General features: G+C 39.6%; 20 protein-coding genes. 2 read left to right on the top strand and 18 right to left on the bottom strand.

The window, feature by feature from the left end; translation table 11 throughout:
- Positions 1-203: 203 nt before the first annotated feature.
- From prmA to FF105_RS04015, 14 genes are all read right to left on the bottom strand, one after another.
- Positions 204-1,094, bottom strand: a complete 891-nt coding sequence (gene prmA, locus FF105_RS04080) for a 50S ribosomal protein L11 methyltransferase (protein WP_010278326.1) — start codon at positions 1,092-1,094, stop codon at positions 204-206.
- On the bottom strand, positions 1,081-2,154 hold the full coding sequence (locus FF105_RS04075) for a zinc-binding alcohol dehydrogenase family protein (RefSeq protein WP_010278329.1): 1,074 nt from the start codon (positions 2,152-2,154) through the stop codon (positions 1,081-1,083). Before FF105_RS04075 ends, prmA begins: the two co-directional genes overlap by 14 nt.
- Positions 2,151-2,942 carry a hypothetical protein gene (locus FF105_RS04070; RefSeq protein WP_010278333.1) on the bottom strand — a complete coding sequence of 264 codons (792 nt, stop codon included), beginning with the start codon at positions 2,940-2,942 and terminating at the stop codon, positions 2,151-2,153. Before FF105_RS04070 ends, FF105_RS04075 begins: the two co-directional genes overlap by 4 nt.
- Positions 2,926-4,779, bottom strand: a complete 1,854-nt coding sequence (lepA, locus tag FF105_RS04065; RefSeq protein WP_147651350.1) for a translation elongation factor 4 — start codon at positions 4,777-4,779, stop codon at positions 2,926-2,928. Before lepA ends, FF105_RS04070 begins: the two co-directional genes overlap by 17 nt.
- Positions 4,780-4,927: 148 nt before the next feature.
- The gene (locus tag FF105_RS04060) at positions 4,928-5,977 is read right to left on the bottom strand and encodes a Gfo/Idh/MocA family oxidoreductase (RefSeq protein WP_010278339.1); all 1,050 of its coding nucleotides are present in this window, start codon (positions 5,975-5,977) and stop codon (positions 4,928-4,930) included.
- Positions 5,978-6,028: 51 nt separating this feature from the next.
- Positions 6,029-8,086: a glycine--tRNA ligase subunit beta gene (gene glyS, locus FF105_RS04055; protein ID WP_010278342.1), complete on the bottom strand. Its 2,058-nt coding sequence runs from the start codon at positions 8,084-8,086 to the stop codon at positions 6,029-6,031.
- An 87-nt stretch (positions 8,087-8,173) separates the two neighbouring features.
- On the bottom strand, positions 8,174-9,115 hold the full coding sequence (glyQ, locus tag FF105_RS04050; RefSeq protein WP_010278345.1) for a glycine--tRNA ligase subunit alpha: 942 nt from the start codon (positions 9,113-9,115) through the stop codon (positions 8,174-8,176).
- A gap of 326 nt (positions 9,116-9,441) precedes the next feature.
- Complete coding sequence (locus tag FF105_RS04045; RefSeq protein WP_168441469.1) at positions 9,442-10,560, bottom strand: DUF805 domain-containing protein; 1,119 nt, start codon at positions 10,558-10,560, stop codon at positions 9,442-9,444.
- Positions 10,561-10,627: 67 nt separating this feature from the next.
- A complete protein-coding gene (gene frr, locus FF105_RS04040; RefSeq protein WP_004912273.1) occupies positions 10,628-11,173 on the bottom strand; it encodes a ribosome recycling factor in 546 nt (181 codons plus the stop codon).
- Positions 11,173-11,898 (bottom strand): UMP kinase, encoded by a 726-nt coding sequence (gene pyrH / locus FF105_RS04035; RefSeq protein ID WP_004912275.1) that lies wholly within the window; start codon positions 11,896-11,898, stop codon positions 11,173-11,175. Before pyrH ends, frr begins: the two co-directional genes overlap by 1 nt.
- Positions 11,899-12,052: 154 nt before the next feature.
- Positions 12,053-12,928, bottom strand: coding sequence for a translation elongation factor Ts (gene tsf, locus FF105_RS04030; protein ID WP_010278352.1), 876 nt, complete (start codon positions 12,926-12,928; stop codon positions 12,053-12,055).
- 107 nt (positions 12,929-13,035) lie between these two features.
- Positions 13,036-13,812: a 30S ribosomal protein S2 gene (rpsB, locus tag FF105_RS04025; protein WP_004912281.1), complete on the bottom strand. Its 777-nt coding sequence runs from the start codon at positions 13,810-13,812 to the stop codon at positions 13,036-13,038.
- Between the two features lie 145 nt (positions 13,813-13,957).
- Positions 13,958-14,233 carry a GIY-YIG nuclease family protein gene (locus FF105_RS04020; protein ID WP_010291256.1) on the bottom strand — a complete coding sequence of 92 codons (276 nt, stop codon included), beginning with the start codon at positions 14,231-14,233 and terminating at the stop codon, positions 13,958-13,960.
- Positions 14,233-14,994, bottom strand: a complete 762-nt coding sequence (locus FF105_RS04015; protein ID WP_010291257.1) for a tRNA1(Val) (adenine(37)-N6)-methyltransferase — start codon at positions 14,992-14,994, stop codon at positions 14,233-14,235. The genes FF105_RS04020 and FF105_RS04015 overlap by 1 nt, the downstream gene beginning before the upstream one ends.
- Positions 14,995-15,055: 61 nt before the next feature.
- On the opposite strand from FF105_RS04015, the gene FF105_RS04010 reads away from it, so the two are divergent.
- Positions 15,056-15,694 (top strand): lysophospholipid acyltransferase family protein, encoded by a 639-nt coding sequence (locus tag FF105_RS04010; protein WP_010291259.1) that lies wholly within the window; start codon positions 15,056-15,058, stop codon positions 15,692-15,694.
- Positions 15,695-15,703: 9 nt separating this feature from the next.
- Here the strand turns inward: FF105_RS04010 and FF105_RS04005 are convergent, their stop codons facing one another.
- Positions 15,704-15,937, bottom strand: a complete 234-nt coding sequence (locus FF105_RS04005) for a YneF family protein (protein ID WP_036067662.1) — start codon at positions 15,935-15,937, stop codon at positions 15,704-15,706.
- A gap of 258 nt (positions 15,938-16,195) precedes the next feature.
- Between FF105_RS04005 and lexA the strand changes: the two genes are divergently transcribed.
- Positions 16,196-16,834: a transcriptional repressor LexA gene (gene lexA / locus FF105_RS04000; RefSeq protein ID WP_010280560.1), complete on the top strand. Its 639-nt coding sequence runs from the start codon at positions 16,196-16,198 to the stop codon at positions 16,832-16,834.
- A 28-nt stretch (positions 16,835-16,862) separates the two neighbouring features.
- Here the strand turns inward: lexA and pyrE are convergent, their stop codons facing one another.
- Genes pyrE through FF105_RS03985 form a run of 3 tightly spaced genes read right to left on the bottom strand, consistent with a single transcriptional unit; the run spans position 16,863 to position 19,130 of the window.
- A complete protein-coding gene (pyrE, locus tag FF105_RS03995) occupies positions 16,863-17,498 on the bottom strand; it encodes an orotate phosphoribosyltransferase (protein WP_010277490.1) in 636 nt (211 codons plus the stop codon).
- Positions 17,499-18,194, bottom strand: a complete 696-nt coding sequence (pyrF, locus tag FF105_RS03990; RefSeq protein ID WP_147651344.1) for an orotidine-5'-phosphate decarboxylase — start codon at positions 18,192-18,194, stop codon at positions 17,499-17,501.
- An 18-nt stretch (positions 18,195-18,212) separates the two neighbouring features.
- Positions 18,213-19,130: a dihydroorotate dehydrogenase gene (locus tag FF105_RS03985; RefSeq protein WP_010277496.1), complete on the bottom strand. Its 918-nt coding sequence runs from the start codon at positions 19,128-19,130 to the stop codon at positions 18,213-18,215.
- Positions 19,131-19,166: the final 36 nt, after the last annotated feature.

Here is a 19,166-nt window from a genome sequence, read left to right as displayed (position 1 = left end):
ACCAAATCTGCCATCCTGATTAGGCAACAAAAAAAGCGCCGTGTGGCGCCTCTTCGCTGCATTTTGACTCGTGTTCTACTTATAGTTTGTAAGTTAAAGTATGTGATTATCACGGGAGAATAATTATGAGTGTCAAAATACATTATTGTACATCAATCCAATTGTACAATAACAGTATAACACTAAATAGTAATGATTACTCTTTAATTTGTTTGTTGGGTAGCAATAAAGGCATGCCATTTTCCCATAATCATATGCTCACAAATCTCAAAATGAGAGATATGTAATTGGTCAATGATCTGGGGTGCTATATCATCATAGATACCTGAAACTAAAAAGTAGCCATCTTTTGTTAAATGGTTAGCGACTTGCGGTATCAGTCTCTCAATGACATCTGCCAAAATATTAGCCACCACTAAATCAACTTTTACAGTACTATCGACAGACTCAAGTAAATCACTCACCGTGACTGACACATTTTTAGCCACTGGATTTAAGATCAAGTTGGCTTGTGCAACCTCGACGGCAGATTCATCAATATCAGTGGCTAACACAGTATCTGCCCCCAATTGCTTGGCTGCTACGGCTAAAACACCTGATCCTGTACCCACGTCAATCATGCTTTCACCACCACGAATGACTGTTTCCAATGCCTGAAGCATTAATCGTGTTGTCTCATGCGTGCCCGTGCCAAAAGCCAATTTTGGATCCATAATAATTGGATATTCATCTTGTTGTTCTGGTAAATACTGTTCCCATGATGGCACAACCGTCAAATGGCGTGTAATACGTGTCGCGTGGTAATAGCTTTTCCATTCATTTTCCCATTCAGATTGCGCAACACTCGCAACAGTAACAGTGCCTGGTCTTGCATCAATATCATAACGTTGTAACTCATTTAGCTGAGACTGAATTTTAGTTAAGGTCGCCGACAACTGCTCGTTATTCTCAAAATAAGCGATAACTTTGACAGGTACTTGATCATCAACGATTTGTACACCGTCAGCACCAACAGTCCTCAAAATATCTGCAACAGATTCGACTGCTTCATTTTGGGTGGCAATTGTGACTGCTTGCCAATTATTTTTCGTCATCGTATACTACCACAACTTTCCCAATTGTACGGCCTTCCTCGACGGTTCGAGTAGCAGTTCGTATATTTTCTACTGTAAAACCATGGTAAGTGGTTGTAAGTGTTGGCTTGAGTTCTCCATTATCAAGTAGTGCAGCAATTTTTTCAAGTGCCAAACCTTGAGATAACATGTCCACATGATAGTTACCTTTAGCAAACATGAATACCCAGCTAAATTGGGCACCAATATTTTTTAACGGTCCCATATCAATTGGCGCTGTTGTTTCAACAATTGAAGCAATCGTACCAAATGGCTTAATAATCTGTGTTACTGTCGGCCAATAGGCATCAGTACTTTGTAAAATTGCAACATGATCAACTTTTGGATATTGAATATGCTTTAATTGATCAGCCAAATCCTGATGGTAATCTAAAATAAAGTCGGCCCCTAACGATTTTACCCAAGCAACTGATTCTGGTCTTGAAGCTGTTGTAATGACTGTCAAGCCAATGTACTTTGCTAATTGAATCAAAATTGATCCGACCCCTCCGGCACCGTTGATAATTAAGATAGAACGATTAGAAACACTATCTTTTTCTAAGTCGTAACCAAACGCATCATGTAAAATTTCAAAAGCGGTAATAGAAGTCAACGGCATTGCCCCAATTTCAGCGATTGATAAATGATGTGGTGCATGACCTACTAAATCAGCTTCAACAACTTGAAATGCCGCGTTTGATCCTTGTTTCATTTGTGAACCAGCGTAATAAACACGGTCCCCAACATTAAATCTTGATACTGCCGTACCAACCTTAACCACCTCACCAACTGCGTCAAATCCTAAAATTCGAAATTGTCCTTCGTTGGTGAAACCAGCTCGCATTTTTGTGTCAACTGGATTAACCGACGTTGCCAGAACTTTCACTAAAATTTCTGAGTCATTTGGAGTGGGCTGTTTGACTTGCTTGGATATGAAGACTTGAGGATCCTCAATACTTCTTGCACGATCAAAACCAATCGCCGTCATTTTACTTTGACGCCCAATTGCCCATATACTTTTAATTTTATCTAATATATTCATTCAGCTAACCCACTATTCAAAATATTATTTAAAGTGTCTTTGGTGATTTGATATTCTGGCTTGAAATTTTTTGTACGATACAATAAATCAATCGTCGCAATTTTGTCTGATGAAGTCGGCATATTATCCTTTAAGACGCGATCCCAATTGTTGGCGACCATCGCATATTCAACCAATCGCAACTCTTCCTGTGTTAATTTGCTAGCAGCTGTTTCATTCTTTTTAATTTGTTCATCCACATACTTTTGTACCAAAGCTTGCCCAGCTGGTAAGTCAATAGGCTTTACCTGATAAGTCACTTTGGCGTTGTGGTACTTATCAAATTTTACTGAGGTTACCTTAAAATCACGATCACGTTGCAAGGTTTCCAAGTAGCGTTGCGATAGGTCTTTCATAACCGATGTTTTTTTGTACTGAGTACCAGAAAAAGTCACTGAATCTGCTACTTTTTGATCTGATTGTAATGCCGTTTGAATACTACTGGCAATTTCAGCTTGCCATTTTTTTGTCGTTAAGTTAACGATACTTTGTGTATTACTAGCAGATGAATCACCTGTTAATCCAAACTCTAAAGCCGTTTTTGCATCTTTTTTGACTAACTTTTGACGTGTCGTTTGTGAAACACCATCCACACCAAAAGCGATTCTAGCCACCACACCACTCACAACTACAATCATCACAACAATTGACATCGCTGCCAAAATTATATTGGGTTTTAATAGTCGATGCTTTTTGGTAGACCAATTACGCTCGACACGCGAACGCTTTTGTTTAGTTTCCTCTGGCATATTGGGCATCGTCCTCCGTTTTGAGTACGGCCATAAAGGCTTCTTGTGGTACATCTACCGTACCAACAGATTTCATTCGTGCCTTTCCACGTTTTTGCTTATCGAGCAATTTAGCACGTCGGTCTGGATCACCAGTGTGGATTTTGGCAGTAACATCTTTACGATAAGCCTTAATATTAGTTCGCGCTAAAATTTTGGCGCCAATGGCCGCTTGAACAGGAATTTCAAAATTCTGACGCGGAATAATACCTTTTAGCTTTGAAGTGATGATTCGTCCACGCTCGGCCGCAAAATCACGATGAACAATGAAACTCAAAGCATCCACTTTCTCACTATTTAACAAAATATCAATTTTAACCAAATCAGATTGGCGGTATGCTGATAACTCGTAGTCTAATGAGGCATACCCTCGTGTACTTGACTTTAGTTTGTCGAAAAAATTAAAGATAATCTCAGACAATGGCATGTAGTATTTAACATTCACACGAGTCTCATCTAGATACTCCATCGTGTCAAATTCACCACGTTTTCGTTGGGCCAACTCCATGACTGCACCAACGTAGTCATTGGGTACCATGATTTGAGCGTGCACATAGGGCTCTTCAATCGTTTTGATCTTTGAAGCCTCTGGCATTTCAGAAGGGTTTTCAATAGCCACTGTTTCGCCTTCTGTGGTGGTGACTTTATAAGTTACTGACGGTGCAGTCGTAACAAGATCTAGTCCAAATTCTCGTTCAAGTCGCTCTTGAACAACGTCCATGTGTAATAGCCCAAGAAAACCAACACGATAACCAAACCCCAAAGCCTGTGATGTTTCTGGTTCAAACGTCAATGCGGCGTCATTCAGTTGGAGCTTTTCCAGCGCTTCTCGTAAATCAGTGTACTTTGCATTATCCGAAGGATACAACCCTGAATAGACCATTGGTGTCATTGGTTTATAGCCAGCCAATGGTTCGCTTGCCGGATGATCAACTAGAGTAATCGTATCACCTGAATGTGTCGTATGAATATCTTTAATTGCAGCAGTCAAGTATCCCACATCACCTGCCATCAAATAATCACGTTTTTGCGCATTTGGCGACATGACACCGACCTCTGTGACCTCATATTCAGCCCCAGTATTCATCATCCGAATTTTGTCGCCTGGCTTAACGATTCCCTCACGAACACGCATATTGACTACTACTCCGCGATAAGCGTCATATGCAGAATCAAAAATTAAAGCCCGAAGTGGTGCATCAATTTCACCTTCTGGCGCCGGTAAGTCTGTCACAATTTTTTCCAATAATTCTGGAATGCCAATACCTTGCTTTGCTGAAGCTAAAACTGCATCAGAGGCATCAATCCCAATGACATCTTCAATTTCTTGTCGCACTTTTTCAGGATCAGCAGCAGGCAAATCGATTTTGTTAATAACCGGTAGAATTTCTAAATCATTTTCCAACGCTAAATAGACATTAGCAAGCGTTTGTGCTTCAACGCCTTGTGCTGCATCAACTACCAAAATGGCGCCTTCAGCAGCAGCCAAAGCACGCGAAACTTCATAAGAAAAATCGACATGCCCTGGCGTATCAATCAAGTGAAAAATATAAGTCTCACCGTCGTTAGCATCATAATGAACTTCAACGGCATTTAATTTAATCGTAATGCCGCGTTCACGTTCCAAGTCCATTGTATCTAACAATTGATTTTGCATATCACGTTCTGCTACTGTGTGTGTTTGCTCTAAAATCCGATCGGCAATGGTTGATTTGCCATGATCAATGTGCGCAACAATAGAAAAATTACGGATATGTTTTTGTCGTTCTTTTAGTTGTATTAAATCTAATTCTGTCATAATTGGCATTTTTCTTTCAGTTTTATGTCTATTTAATTTTACCATAAAGGTTGCAATTACTTTCGACTCACCTTTGATATTTTTAGTGCAATACAACCAATTGTAATGAAAAAAGACCCAATTTAATCAAGTCTTTGTTCATACAATATTAAAATTTTAAAATATGTGGTCCAGTAGTCTGGACACCACCAGATAATAGCTTCATAACAGTAATCATTGTTTCATCAGATACTAGCTTTGGTTTGCCATTAACTAGTGTTTCATAGACCGTGTCATAAATACGGCCATAATCGCCCTGAACGCTAGGTAGATACTTGTCAATGCGATCGCTACTCTGATTATAATATACCAAGTGACCAAAGTTTTGTGGTGCATCACTACCAAACCTTGGACTTCCAGGCATAATACCTGTCTTTAAATCATTTTCTTGTTCATCAACTGTATATTTGATGAATGTACCTTGCGTACCTCTTAATTGCCACTTTGGATATTGAACCGTAGCTAATTCAGTCGTTTGAATTGTTGCTTTAAAGGCTTCTGGGTAAAACAAATTGACTTCAATTTGATCATCTAAATGACTTTCAAGCACACGTGTTGCGCGTAAATCATATACAGCCGCTTGTGGCGACCCAAACAAACTTACGACTTGGTCAATTAAATGAACGCCATGACCAAACAAAGAGCCGTCAATCGCAGCACCTTCTAATTGACCATCCAGAGGACGGTAGTGATCCATGTGAACTTCTAGGTCCGTTAATCGCCCCAAGTAACCGTTAGCAATTACTTGCTTTACCGTCAAAAAGTCGCTGTCAAATCTTCGACTTTGAAAAGGCATTAAAAATAAATTATTTTCTGTCGCCAGTTTAACAAGCTCTTCTGCCTCCTCAACACTGGCAGCCATCGGCTTATCAACTAACACGTTTTTGCCTGCTTGTAATAACTGTTTTGTAACTTGATAATGACTTTGTGATGGTGTCACAACAACCACTAAATCCAAACTATCATCAGTCACAATGTCACCAATGTCAGTAGAAAAAATTGTACCAGTTTCTTGAAGCTCAGCTTGTTCAGTTGGTCTTTTTCCAAGCGTTGGTGTTACGACACGTGTAACCCTAAATTTGTCTTGCCGTAATTTTAAATAAGGTAAATGGTAGCGGTTAGTACTTTTCCCAAAACCTACAAAAGCAATATTTATCATTATGTGCCTCCAGTCATTTTATAACTCACTATAACACATAACAAAACACATTTACTTAATGACGATTTGCGTCAAATCTCCTAATCCGTTGGTTAGTCGTTGTATGACGTTCAGCTGCGCATATCGATTATCTTTAACAGATTCATCTTCAGCGTTAACCATGGTTTCATCAAAATAAGCCGCAATTGGTTGTTGCAAATTTGCCAAGGCCATGTAGAGATTTTCTGCACCGTCATGCATCAAAGTATTTAAATCAAGCGTTAACGTTGCTTGATATAGGTCCTTTTCAGATTGATTTTCAAACTTAGTAGGATCAACTGTTGCATTAGTTACTTGCTTTACGGCTAAGCGATCCACACGAGTCAGCGCCTCAATTACATCTCGGAAATTGCCATCACCACTATGTTGGGACAAAGCTTCGACTCGCTGACTAATATATACGATATCAGCTCTATCAACGTTGCCTAATCCAGCAATGACAATATCTTGACGTATTCCAGCATCCAACGATAATTTACGAACACGATCCAACATGAAATCAACAACTGTCGTTAAATCGGTGTCAGTTACCTTACCTTGCTGTTGCACAAAATCAGCTAGCAAAGGCCGCAAATCAATATGCCATTTTTTATCCACCAATGTACGCACGATGCCAGTAGCTGCACGTCGTAAGCCATAAGGATCATTAGAACCACTTGGTATTAATCCAGCAGCAAAAAACGTCACAATGCTATCAAGTTTATCCGCAACGGCCAACAAAGCACCAATTTCAGATTGCGCAACCTCACCATTAGCTGAAGTTGGCATATAATGCTCTCGAATGGCTGTTGCAACCGCATCATCTTCGCCAAAAAGCTTGGCATAATGCTCACCCATAATGCCTTGAAGTTCATCAAACTCACCAACCATACCAGTCATCAAATCAAATTTATAAATTTCTGATGCACGGGTCAAATCAGCCTGTTGTGCTTCATCAAACTTCAAGGCAGCCGCCATTGCTGATGCCAAAGCACCAGTGCGTTGCATGTGTTCATACACCGTACCGATTTTTTCATGAAAGACTAACTTTTTAACTTTAGTCATGTAATCAGAAATTGATTTGGTTTGGTCTTCATGATAGAAGAATTCGGCATCTTCTAACCTTGCCACCAATACTTTTTCATTTCCAGCAATAACGTTGTTTAGATGCTCACGGTTACCATTTCTTATTGACAAAAAGTGTGGCAATAATTGTCCTTTTTCATTCGTCACAAAGAAGAAACGCTGATGTTCGCGCATTGATGTAATCAAAACTTCATCTGGTATTTCTAAATATTTCTCATCGAAACTGCCAGCAAACGCTGTTGGCCACTCAACAATGTTATTAACTTCTTCCAACAAATCTTGCGCCGCATCGGTCTCAAGTTGCAGAACCCAACCATTAGCTTCAGCAATTGCATTCAACTGCGATCGAATTTCATTTTTGCGCACTGTAGCATCAACAACCACGTTAGCACCCTGCAAAGTCGTTACATAATTATCTGCAGAAGATATTTCAACATGTTCTGAAGACAAAAAACGATGACCACGTGTGAAACGATCTGTGGTAATATCTAACACATTGAAAGAAATGACTTCACTATCAAGAAGTGCTACGAGCCAACGAATAGGTCGAACATACAAAAAGCTGTGATTAGCCCACTTCATATAAGTTGAAAATTTCATTTGGGCGACAACTTCATCACCAATTTTAGCTAAAATTTCATTCGCGGCTACACCAGCAGTACGTTTTGTTAGCCAAACATATCCATCTTTAATTTCAAATGCTTCAGGATTAGCGCCTTGACCACGTGCAAAACCTAATGCTGCCTTTGTCCAATTACCGTTTTCGTCTTGTGCACGGTCAACAGATGGTCCACGCTTTTCTTCGCTTAAACTTTCTGATGTTTCAGCAACATCTGTCAAAACGACAGCCAGACGTCGCGGTGTTGAATATGGTTTAATATCACCTACTGTTAAACGATGCTCTGATAAGAACTTTTTAGTTCTTTCAATTAACTGATTCTCTGAACTGGTTACCAAATGAGCTGGTATTTCTTCAAGTCCAATTTCTAATAAAAATGTTGACATTAATTATTCTCCAATTTAAATTGTACGACAACCATCTTTGATAAAAGTTTTAGGATGGGAGTACATGGTTTTCAACACTAACTTTCGTTAAGCTTTTTTGATTGCATACTTACCATTTTCACCTAAGTACTTGTCACGCAGCTGCTCATCTTTAAGCAATGGAAAGCCCAATTTTGCACGCTCTTCAATAAATACTTTTGAAACCTTACGAGCCATAGTCCTAATTCTGTGTAAATAACCAGCACGTTCAGTAACGGATACCGTACCTCGCGCATCTAACAAATTAAACGTATGCGATGATTTTAAGATATAATCGTAGGCTGGATGAACAAGTCCTAACGCAAGTAAACGAGTGGCTTCCGCTTCAAATTCATCGAAATGCCTGAGTAACATAGCTTGATCAGATTCCTCAAAAGCGTACTTTGAGTGTTCATATTCGGGTTCTTTAAAAATATCCCCGTACAAAACGCCATTTCCCCATTCTAAATCATAAACTGTTGGCACATCTTGAATGTACGATGCTAACCGTTCCAACCCATAAGTGACTTCAGCAGTAACAGAATCAACTTCAATACCACCAACTTGTTGGAAATAAGTAAATTGGGTCACTTCCATGCCGTCTAACCAAACTTCCCAGCCAATTCCAGCAGCACCCATTGACGGATTTTCCCAGTTATCTTCAACGAAACGAATGTCATGTTCCAATGGTTTAATGCCAAGTGCCTCCAATGATCCCAAATAAAGCTCTTGAATGTTTGCAGGTGAAGGCTTCATCACAACTTGAAATTGATGATGTTGAAAAAGACGATTTGGATTGTCACCATAACGTCCATCAGCCGGTCGCCGTGATGGTTGTACATAAGCAGCATGCCATGGCTCTGGACCATTTGCGCGCAAAAAAGTATAAGGCGACTGTGTTCCTGCACCCACCTCATTATCATAGGCCTGCATTAAATTTGCACCCTGTTTTGCCCAATATTGTTGCAATGTCAAAATAATATCTTGTAATGATAACTTTGTATCTGTCATGTCTTAATCCTTTGTAATTTTCAATATGAAATGCTGTCTAACACATTATACGAGTCAAATCGGTGTTTTACTTTTATATTTTGAAGAACCAGCTAAATTAATTCTTCCTGTGAACCCCTTTCTGATCAGGACACAAAAAGCGTCCTAATGCCAAAATTAATTGACATCAGGACGCTTACGCGCGGTTCCACCTGATTTCCGAGTTACAACTCGACCCTCGATAGTTATTGTCGCTCCACCAACGCCACTTGGTTTCCTCACGACTCAAACTTAATACTGTTATTATGACACGTCGCGAGAGTATTCGTCAAGTGAATTTCAAAACATTATTGTGATTGATATGTTTCACCAATTGTTTTAACAATCAGATTAAGCAATGCCTGACTTGGCGCAATCACGTATACGACGCGAATATGTCCATCAGACATATGCCATTCAAGGTATGCCATATTCTTGACCGTATCACTATTAGGCGACTTATAGGTCCCATCAATACGCAAAGCACTGATAGTCGGAAAATTAGACAATGTTAGCTGTGATTGCCCTATGATTTTTTGAAATGAAAAGCTTGAAAAGTCAACACCCCATCCTTGACCCTGAGTGCTGGTTAAAATCATAATTTGTTGGGTTAGCTGTAGCCATTGTAAGGATGACGTGTCTTGTTGCCAATTACCCTTGACCTGAAAATGTCCAAAATCCGAATCTCCTATGACATCAACAGACAATTGTCGATAGGCCTTAGTAACAGCATCATCCGGCACATCCACTATTGATTTATCAGGAATTTCAGATGAAACTGATGACGACGATGACGGTATGCGCTCTGCAGATGAGGATAATTCCGAGCTACTACTAGTGTCAGATTCTGTGGTTTGCACTGTATCTTTTTCGATTTTCTGCTGTTTAAACACAGCATGCACTAATACTTTTTTAACATCCTGCCTAATTACAGAGCCAGCAGCCAATTGCAAACCAAAGGACAAACTAACCATAACAGCAAACCCAATACCATAACCTATTTTTTCTTTTCTCGATAACCATGGTGTCCAATAAGCTGAACGCCTAGAAACCAGAAATAAGAGCCATCCAAAATATATCAAGATGACAAGTAAAGCTAATACTATGCTACGTAATTCAGCTGAAATATCAATGGCAATCCAAAGTAACGATGGACTTAGCAGAACAAACATAACCTGATTAATTGAAAACCCTGTATCGCGTAAACGTCTAATGAACAACGAAAGGCTTGGGACAAACAGCACAATAAAGACGGCTGCATCAACTTTCAGCACAAACCAAAAAGAGTTGCTGACTGTTAGTGTTGCGAAACCGATAATCGCTAATATTAAATCGTTAACGACATGAATCCAAAAAAAATCTAATCGATAGGCACCACTATGAAAATCAAGTGCCTCTCGCCAAAATTTAAAATAACGCCTAAACATTTTCCCTCCAAACAAAAAAACTTGGTAAGATACCAAGTTTAAAAGTTATTTTAGTATAACATAAGAATTAAATTGTTAATAATTCTTTTTCTTTTTCAGCTGCAATGCCATCAATTGCTTTGATATTTTCGTCAGTCAGCTTTTGCGTTTGATCTTCTGCCTTGCGAGCATCGTCCTCAGGCATTTCTTTATCCTTTTTAATGTCATCCATGATGTCACGGCGAACATTGCGGACTGAAACCTTGGCCTTTTCTGCTTCAGCTTTAACTTCTTTAGCTAATTCTTTACGGCGTTCTTCTGTCATTTGCGGAATCGCCAAACGCACAATGTTACCATCGGAAGCAGGATTCAACCCCAGATCTGACACGTTAATTGCATGAACAATTGCTTCCAAAGCACTTTTATCGAAAGGTGTAATCAGCAAAATGCGCGCTTCTGGCACCGAAATTGACGCCACTTGATTTAGGGGTGTCATGGCACCATAATACTCAACTTCAATACGATTTAAAATATTTGGATTAGCTCGACCTGTACGGATATTCGCCAATTCACGTTGTAAAGCTTCCTGTGCCCCTTGCATCCGCTCTTTAGCGTTTGTTAAATCAAAAGTCATTATTTTTCTCCTGTTACTGTGGTTCCAATTGGTTCACCAAGCACAACACGCTTGAGATTTCCAGGTGTATTAAGATTAAACACGACCAATGGCATGTTATTATCCATTGAAAGAGAACTTGCCGTTGAATCCATTACTTTCAATCCTTTTTGCAAAATTTCCAAGTGTGTTAATTCTGTAAATTTCACGGCATCAGCGTTTTTATTAGGGTCGGAATCGTAGATACCGTCAACGCCATTTTTACCCATCAAAATAGCATCAGCATTGATTTCGTTAGCGCGCAATGCTGCGGTGGTGTCGGTGGAGAAGTATGGTGATCCAGTACCAGCGGCAAAAATAACAATACGTCCCTTTTCTAAGTGACGTATTGCACGCCCACGAATATATGGTTCTGCGATTTGTTGCATTGTAATTGCTGTCTGAACGCGTGTTTGAACACCAGAACGTTCTAAGGCATCTTGCAATACTAGGGCGTTCATCGTAGTGCCCAGCATACCCGTGTAATCAGCCCGTGAGCGTTCCATACCAACCTTAGAAGCTGGTTCGCCGCGCCACAAGTTACCACCACCAACAACAATTGCTATTTGAGTTCCCAAATCATGAACTTCTTTCAGCTCTTCGGCAATAGCTGACACAACGGCAAGATCAATGCCCTGTCCCTTTTCACCAGCCAAAGCCTCACCTGACAACTTAATCAAAACACGTTTGTACTTAATATCAGTCATGTCTAACCTCTTTTATTTGCTTATACAATTATATCAAAAATCAGGCAAAAATTCCGAAAAAAAAGTGCGTTATCAACAACAACGCGCTTTTCATAAAAATAATGGTACAGATTAATCAATACTAGATTACAATCATTCCATACTGAAAAAACAATTATCCTAGTTGCTTAGCAACTTCTTCAGCCAAATCTGTCACTTTTTTCTCAAGACCATCACCGACTTGGTAACGGACAAATGACTTGACTGAACCATTTTGTGAATCAATAAATTGTGCAACTGTTTGATCGCCATTTTTAACAAATGGTTGATCCAACAATGAAATTTCTGCCAAGAACTTTTTGATACGACCATCAACCATCTTTTCTTTGATGTTGTCTGGCTTGCCTGCCAAATCTTCAGAAGCCAATTGCACTTCTTTTTCCTTAGCCACAACCTCTGCAGGTACTTGATCATCTGAAACATACTGTGGTGCAATAGCAGCAACATGCATCGCAATGTCTTTAGCAGCTGCTTCCGAAGCACCGTCAACGACAACTAATGCAGAAATTGAACCAGCCAAGTGTGAATATGAGCCAAAGTTTTCAGAGTCAGACTTTTCCACAACTGTAAAACGACGCAAAGTAATTTTTTCACCAGTAATTTGTGTCGTACCAACAATTTTGTCGTTCAAAGTTTGACCAGCTTCAACTTCAAGTGCCAAAGCAGCTTCGACATCAGCTGGTGCAAATTCAACAATTGCATTAGCAACAGCACGCAACAATTCGTTAAATTCTGCGTTACCAGCAACGAAATCTGTTTCTGAGTTCAATTCAATAATTGCAGCACGATTACCCTTAACGGCAACAGCTGTCATACCCTCTGCAGCGACACGATCGCCCTTTTTAGCAGCTTTAGCCATCCCTTTTTCGCGCAACAAATCAATTGCCTTATCTAGGTCGCCATCAGCTTCGACCAATGCTTTCTTAGCATCCATCATACCAACAGATGTCTTATCACGTAGTTCCTTTACTTGTGCAGCAGTAATTGCCATTATAGTGCTCCTCTAAAATAATTTAATGTATTTTAATTATAACATACTAAAATACCATTCCGCGCCCCAAACAGGTCCGCAAGGAACGGTATTTTTAAATCAAATAATTAGTTATTGCCTTCTTCAACAATGTTAGCAATTTCTTCGATTGATTCTGTATTTTCATCACCTTCGACAAAGGCGTCTTCTGGTGCTGAATCTTGACCTTGACGACCTTCGATAACAGCATCAGCCATCTTCGCAGTAATCAAGCGAACGGCACGAATAGCATCATCATTGGCTGGGATTTTAACATCAACAACATCAGGATTAGCGTTTGTGTCAATCATTGCTACGACAGGAATGTTCAACATGTTGGCTTCCTTAACAGCAATTTCTTCCTTCTTAGGGTCAACTACAAACAAAACATCTGGCAATCCAGGCATGTCTTGAATACCACCCAAGAACTTTTCCAACTTTTCACGTTGTTTGTTTAACAAAACAACTTCTTTTTTAGGTAATTGCTCGAATGTACCATCTTCGGCCATTGCTTGCAAATCCTTCAAACGTTGGATACGTGTCTTAATCGTGTTCCAGTTAGTCAAAGTACCACCCAACCAACGGTGGTTGATGTAATATTGACCGGCACGTGTTGCTTCTTCAGCAATAGCATCAGAAGCTTGCTTCTTTGTACCAACAAACAAAACATTTGCGCCGTCAGTTGAAGCGTTACGGATGAAGTTATAGGCTTCATCAACCAACTTAACTGTCTTTTGCAAATCGATGATGTGAATACCATTACGTTCTGTAAAGATGTATTCGTCCATCTTTGGGTCCCAACGACGTGTTTGGTGACCGAAGTGTACTCCTGCTTCGAGGAGTTCTTTCATTGAAATAACTGCCATGATATGGCCTCCTAGGTTTTTCCGCCGACAAATTCGTGGTTCACGCTGACATCACTGCACCTACGTGTTCTCGTTTGTCGTGTGTATTTGTTGTTTTCCACAACAAGATAAATTATACGGTATTTTTATATGTTTAGCAAGGACTTTATTGCCACACCTTATCTACTTTGTGTGCTAGTAGAAACATTTCTTTTTGGGATCGCGTCAGCTTTTTAAAAGCTGCCTCTGCCTTTAATGCATCACTTTTAGTTTCAAATGATTCCTGATAAATCAATTGAAGTGGATGACGCGATTTAACACGTGTAAATTTAGCTCCCTTTCCTGATTCGTGTGTCGCTAAACGACGCAAGACATCATCTGTAAAACCACCATAAAAATAGCCGTCAGCAGTATATAAAACGTAAAAAAAATATGCTTTCATTATGACCAAGCCTTGCCATACAAAATGTTATTCATTTCGGGTGTGTAATCATTTTTGTCATCATAAGCAATTAAAGCTGGTAAAATTCGTACGCCACCCGGACGTCCTGATTTAATCGCTTCGACCAAAACAATATTTGCCTCACGATCTGCCTTACCATAGACGAATTGAATCCGCTTAATCATAAGTTTGCGGTTAGCAAAAGCTGCAAAAATATCTGCCAAACGGTCTGGTCGATGGACCATATAGAATTTACCGTTATTTTTCAACAGTTTATTAGCAATTTGAGCTAAATTTGGTAAGTTGATTGTTAATTCGTGGCGCGCTAATTCATAGTGATGATCATGATTAGTTTTAGTGGTGTCATTTAAAGGAAAATAAGGTGGGTTACTCAACACGGTCTCGACCGATCCCGGTTTGATGTCCTCAAAAATATTTTTCATATCCTTTTGCAGTACACTAACACGATCAGACATTCCATTCAAATCAATACTGCGCTGTGCCATGGCTGCCAATTCAGGCTGGATTTCGACTAATGTGACGCGGCCACTCACTTTTGGCGCATAAAATAACCCCACCGCCCCAGTGCCGGCACCCAAATCAACAGCATGTCCCCGTCCTTTACCTTTAACATCTGCAAAATGTGCTAATAAAATAGCGTCAAGTGAATAGGAAAACATATCTGGATTTTGAATAATTTTAATATTTTGAGATGGTAAGCCATCAATCCGTTCACCGGATGCTAAACTTAGCTCTGTCATTTGCGTTTCTTCCCTTTTCTCGGTAAAATTGAATTTGATTTCGTTTATGAGGTGAATAAATATGAAATTTTACGAGTTTCTGCGCGGTGTTGCCGTGGCTATTATTTGGACAATCAACGGTCGCATTACATATATGAACCGTGACAAACTACCTAAAGATGATAATTATGTCTTAGTTGGCCCACATCGCACTTGGTGGGACCCTGTATGGTACGCTGTGGCTGCCTATCCTAAACATTTTATTTTTATGGCCAAGATTGAACTTTTTAAATTTAAACCACTGGCATGGCTTATTAAATCAGCAGGTGCTTTCCCTGTTGATCGTGAAAACGTTGGTCCTAGTGTCATCAAATATCCAGTTCGTGAGTTGAAAAGTGGTCAAAGATCATTGATCATGTTCCCGTCTGGTTCGCGCCACAGCGATGATTTGAAGTCCGGATCATTGCTAATTGCGCGTATGGCCGGAAAACCAATTGTACCGGCGGTATACCAAGGCCCAGTGAAGTTTAGCCACCTCTTTAAACGCCATAATACCACAATTAATTTTGGAGAGCCAATCTACATTGATCGCGCCGATAAATTGAATGCTGAAAACATCGCCAAATATACAGACATCATGCAATCAGCATTCGATAAATTAGATGATGAAATTAATCCTGATTGGCACTACATTGATCCTAAAAGAATACAAAAAAAATAAGCGCTAAGCTTATTTTTTTTGCGCATTTGCACTTTGTTGTTTCATTTGAGCCATCATTTGATTCAACTTTTTTTGTGATGGCTTTTGACCCATTGACATCATCATTGACTTCATCATTTCTTCAGAAATTGGTGGATTCTTAGCCAAATAGTTTTTCATTGAACTACGTGCCAAGAAGAAACCACCAGCCAAACCAATCGCCAAGGCCAAAACCGCAATCAAGATTACAAGTCCTGTACTCATCTTATTTCTCCTCATCGAATGTCTGATAACAATTATATCACAGCCGGTTAGTGCATGCCATCAAAAAAGTGAAGTTAATAAGTTCAAAATTCCAGTCCTTTATACACAGAAAACGAACAGAAATCACGTGGTTTCTAAAGAATTTATAAATATTCTTGGATACTTATTTGGCATTTTATAAAATCACGAACACGTGTTTGATTTGTTCGTGTTTTTTGGGTATAATTGAGTTACTAATTATTAAGTAGGAACCCCATCATGGCAATTATTCAAGAAAGCAAACAAATACAAGTCTTAAGATTTATACATGAGGCCCAATCAACTAACGGTTTTCCTCCCACAGTCAGGGAAATTGGTGAGGCCGTTGGATTATCTTCGTCATCTACCATTCATGGCCATATTGAGCGTTTGGTTAAAAAAGGATATCTCTTAAAAGATGCTTCAAAACCAAGAGCACGCGCCATTGAAATCACAGACGCTGGGTTAGAAATGCTAGGTGTTTCAATTACGCCTGGTAAGATTCCTGTTCTCGGTGTTGTGACAGCAGGAACACCAATTTTGGCCGTTGAAGAAGAGGCAACAGAATTTTTCCCCATTCCTGACAATCTAATGCAATTTGATGGTGATTTGTTCATGCTTAATGTTCATGGCGAATCAATGATCAATATTGGTATTTTGGATGGTGACAAAGTCATTGTTCGTCGTCAAGAAAATGCTGATAATGGTGACGTCGTTGTCGCAATGAATGACAATGATGAGGCAACTGTAAAACGCTTTTTCCGTGAAGCAGATCATTATCGATTGCAACCTGAAAATGATGCAATGGCGCCAATTATTTTAAAGCAAGTTACCATTCTCGGTAAAGTTATTGGTCTTTATCGAGACGCAATCTATTAAAAAAAATCGACAATATTGTCGATTTTTTTTAGTTTACTTGCCATTTTTCAGGTTGCTTTTTCCATTCATTTAATGTTTCAATCTGATCTTCAGCCAAGTCTCCTCGACTAATAGCCAATGTCATCAGCTGTGAATAGGTTGTCAATGATTTAAAAGTTAAATTAGCACTCTCAAAATTTTTTACGCCAGCTAACAGTTCGTATGAAAAAATTGACACAATGCCCAAAACATTACCACCCTCTTTTTCAACTGCTTTTGCTGCAGCCAGGACTGAACCACCCGTTGAAATCAAATCATCAATTAGCACTACTTTGTGATTCGCTACGTTTGCACCCTCTGTCTGGCGACCCGCTCCATGATCTTTTGGTTTTGACCGGACATAAATCATTGGTTTTTCTAATTGTTCCGCCACCCAGGCTGCGTGCGGAATCCCTGCTGTAGCAACACCGCCAATAATTTCAACATCAGGGTATTCAGTTTTGATTAATTCTGTTAAACCACTATAAATGTTTTTTCGAACCTTTGGAAAACCAATCGTCATGCGATTATCAGTATAAATCGGACTTTTAATACCTGACGCCCATGTGAATGGTGCCTCCGGTGAAAATTTAACCGCACCAATTTCTAGTAAATCATTAGCAACTTCATTTGCATAATCTGTCATTTAACGACTCCATTCATTCAATACTTGTTGGTATGCGGCAACTGGATCACTAGCTTTAGTAATCGAACGGCCAACAACCAGTCCCGTTGCACCTAATTGTTTTGCTTTGGCTGGTGTTGTGACACGTTTTTGATCGTTTGCGTTATCCCCAGCTAAACGGATACCAGGCGTAATGGTTAAGAAATCTGATTGCGTGTTAGCTTGTATCATACCAGCTTCTAAAGGCGAACTAATCGTGCCATCCACACCTGCGTTGTCAGCCATTTTTGCTAAGTGCAACACATTTTCTACCAACGTTACTGTCGATTGGGAAATTTCTTGAACATCAGCTTCAGAAAAAGATGTTAATTGCGTCACTGCTAGTATTTTTAAGTTTTGACCTTTATTAGCAACTGCAGCAGTCATCATCTTAGTCCCGCCGGCCGCATGTAACGTTAAATACTGAACATCTAATTTTGCAATATTGGCAACTGCATGGCCCACAGTGTTGGGAATGTCATAAAGTTTTAAATCTAAAAAGATATCAAATCCTTTTTGGCGTAAATCTCTGACAAAATCCAGTCCTTCTGCATAAAATAATTCCATACCAACCTTGATTGCCGGCTTTTTGTCTATTTTTTTAAAAGGTTCTAAAAAATTTAGTGCCGTGTTACCATCTGGAAAGTCCAGTGCAATAAAAACTGGTCGATTTATCATGTTTTTTCCCCTTAGTAGTCAACTTTTTTTGAACGTTCGCGTTACTTCTGTCACGTCCGTAAATCCATATTTATCAAGCGCTTTTGGTAATGCTGCAATGATGTCTGTCATAACTGTTGGATTTGTCGCAATTGCAGACCCGACTTGCACGGCTGACGCGCCTGCCATCATAAGTTCTAAAGCATCGTCAACCTGCGTAACGCCACCTACGCCAATAATTGGAATATCAACAGTCTGAGCTGCTTCATAAACAAATCGTACAGCAATCGGATGGATAGCTGTACCTGATAGACCGCCAATTCCTCTTACCAAACTCGGCGCACGCTTAGCCAAATCTAGATTCATCCCGACTAATGTGTTGATTAAGACCAATCCATCCGCACCAGCCAGTTCAACTGCTTTGACGATTGGTTTAATATCAGTAACATTAGGCGACATTTTGGCATAAATGGGTTTCTTAGTAGCTTGGCGCATGGCAGTAATTACTTCAGAAGCAGACTCGGCACTAACACCAAATTCCATACCACCACGATCGACGTTTGGACAAGATAAGTTAACTTCAATCGCTGAAACAGTATCAATGGCATCAAAATATTCTGTTAATCTAACATAATCTTGCACTGTTTCGCCGGCAATTGAAGTCATCACCGGTAAATTGCTGTATTTTTTCGCTATTTTTGGTAAAAATTCTTTAATGACTTTATTAACACCAGGATTTGCCAAGCCGACTGAATTCAAAATACCAGCTGACGTGTTTACAATCCAAGGTTGAGGATTGCCTGTTCGTTCATCCAAAGTGGTTGTTTTAGTAACTAAAGCGCCCAAACGCTCGACTTCGTAGACATCATCAAGTCCATAATACACTGAACCAGATGATGGCATAATGGGATTTTTAAGACTTAAGCCAGGCAAGTTGACTGCTAACTGATTATTCATTTTGTCTCCTAATAGCAGCTCTCAGGCTGCTTTTAT

Origin of the sequence: Leuconostoc sp. UCMA20149, assembly GCF_030400235.1 — a bacterium.
Taxonomy (GTDB): Bacteria; Bacillota; Bacilli; order Lactobacillales; family Lactobacillaceae; genus Leuconostoc; species Leuconostoc pseudomesenteroides.
The sequence above is the reverse complement of the archived record's forward strand: the minus strand, read 5'-3'. Positions and strand labels throughout refer to the sequence as shown.

Coding starts and splice junctions, on each gene's coding strand:
- frr (WP_004912273.1), bottom strand. CDS start 11,173: ATGACTTTTGATTTAACAAACGCTAAAGAGCGGATGCAAGGGGCACAG.
- FF105_RS04020 (WP_010291256.1), bottom strand. CDS start 14,233: ATGAAAGCATATTTTTTTTACGTTTTATATACTGCTGACGGCTATTTT.
- pyrH (WP_004912275.1), bottom strand. CDS start 11,898: ATGACTGATATTAAGTACAAACGTGTTTTGATTAAGTTGTCAGGTGAG.
- pyrE (WP_010277490.1), bottom strand. CDS start 17,498: ATGACAGATTATGCAAATGAAGTTGCTAATGATTTACTAGAAATTGGT.
- lexA (WP_010280560.1), top strand. CDS start 16,196: ATGGCAATTATTCAAGAAAGCAAACAAATACAAGTCTTAAGATTTATA.
- FF105_RS04045 (WP_168441469.1), bottom strand. CDS start 10,560: ATGTTTAGGCGTTATTTTAAATTTTGGCGAGAGGCACTTGATTTTCAT.
- prmA (WP_010278326.1), bottom strand. CDS start 1,094: ATGACGAAAAATAATTGGCAAGCAGTCACAATTGCCACCCAAAATGAA.
- glyQ (WP_010278345.1), bottom strand. CDS start 9,115: ATGACAGATACAAAGTTATCATTACAAGATATTATTTTGACATTGCAA.
- FF105_RS04015 (WP_010291257.1), bottom strand. CDS start 14,994: ATGACAGAGCTAAGTTTAGCATCCGGTGAACGGATTGATGGCTTACCA.
- pyrF (WP_147651344.1), bottom strand. CDS start 18,194: ATGATAAATCGACCAGTTTTTATTGCACTGGACTTTCCAGATGGTAAC.
- FF105_RS04005 (WP_036067662.1), bottom strand. CDS start 15,937: ATGAGTACAGGACTTGTAATCTTGATTGCGGTTTTGGCCTTGGCGATT.
- rpsB (WP_004912281.1), bottom strand. CDS start 13,812: ATGGCAGTTATTTCAATGAAAGAACTCCTCGAAGCAGGAGTACACTTC.
- lepA (WP_147651350.1), bottom strand. CDS start 4,779: ATGACAGAATTAGATTTAATACAACTAAAAGAACGACAAAAACATATC.
- FF105_RS04075 (WP_010278329.1), bottom strand. CDS start 2,154: ATGAATATATTAGATAAAATTAAAAGTATATGGGCAATTGGGCGTCAA.
- FF105_RS04060 (WP_010278339.1), bottom strand. CDS start 5,977: ATGATAAATATTGCTTTTGTAGGTTTTGGGAAAAGTACTAACCGCTAC.
- glyS (WP_010278342.1), bottom strand. CDS start 8,086: ATGTCAACATTTTTATTAGAAATTGGACTTGAAGAAATACCAGCTCAT.
- tsf (WP_010278352.1), bottom strand. CDS start 12,928: ATGGCAATTACTGCTGCACAAGTAAAGGAACTACGTGATAAGACATCT.
- FF105_RS04070 (WP_010278333.1), bottom strand. CDS start 2,942: ATGCCAGAGGAAACTAAACAAAAGCGTTCGCGTGTCGAGCGTAATTGG.
- FF105_RS04010 (WP_010291259.1), top strand. CDS start 15,056: ATGAAATTTTACGAGTTTCTGCGCGGTGTTGCCGTGGCTATTATTTGG.
- FF105_RS03985 (WP_010277496.1), bottom strand. CDS start 19,130: ATGAATAATCAGTTAGCAGTCAACTTGCCTGGCTTAAGTCTTAAAAAT.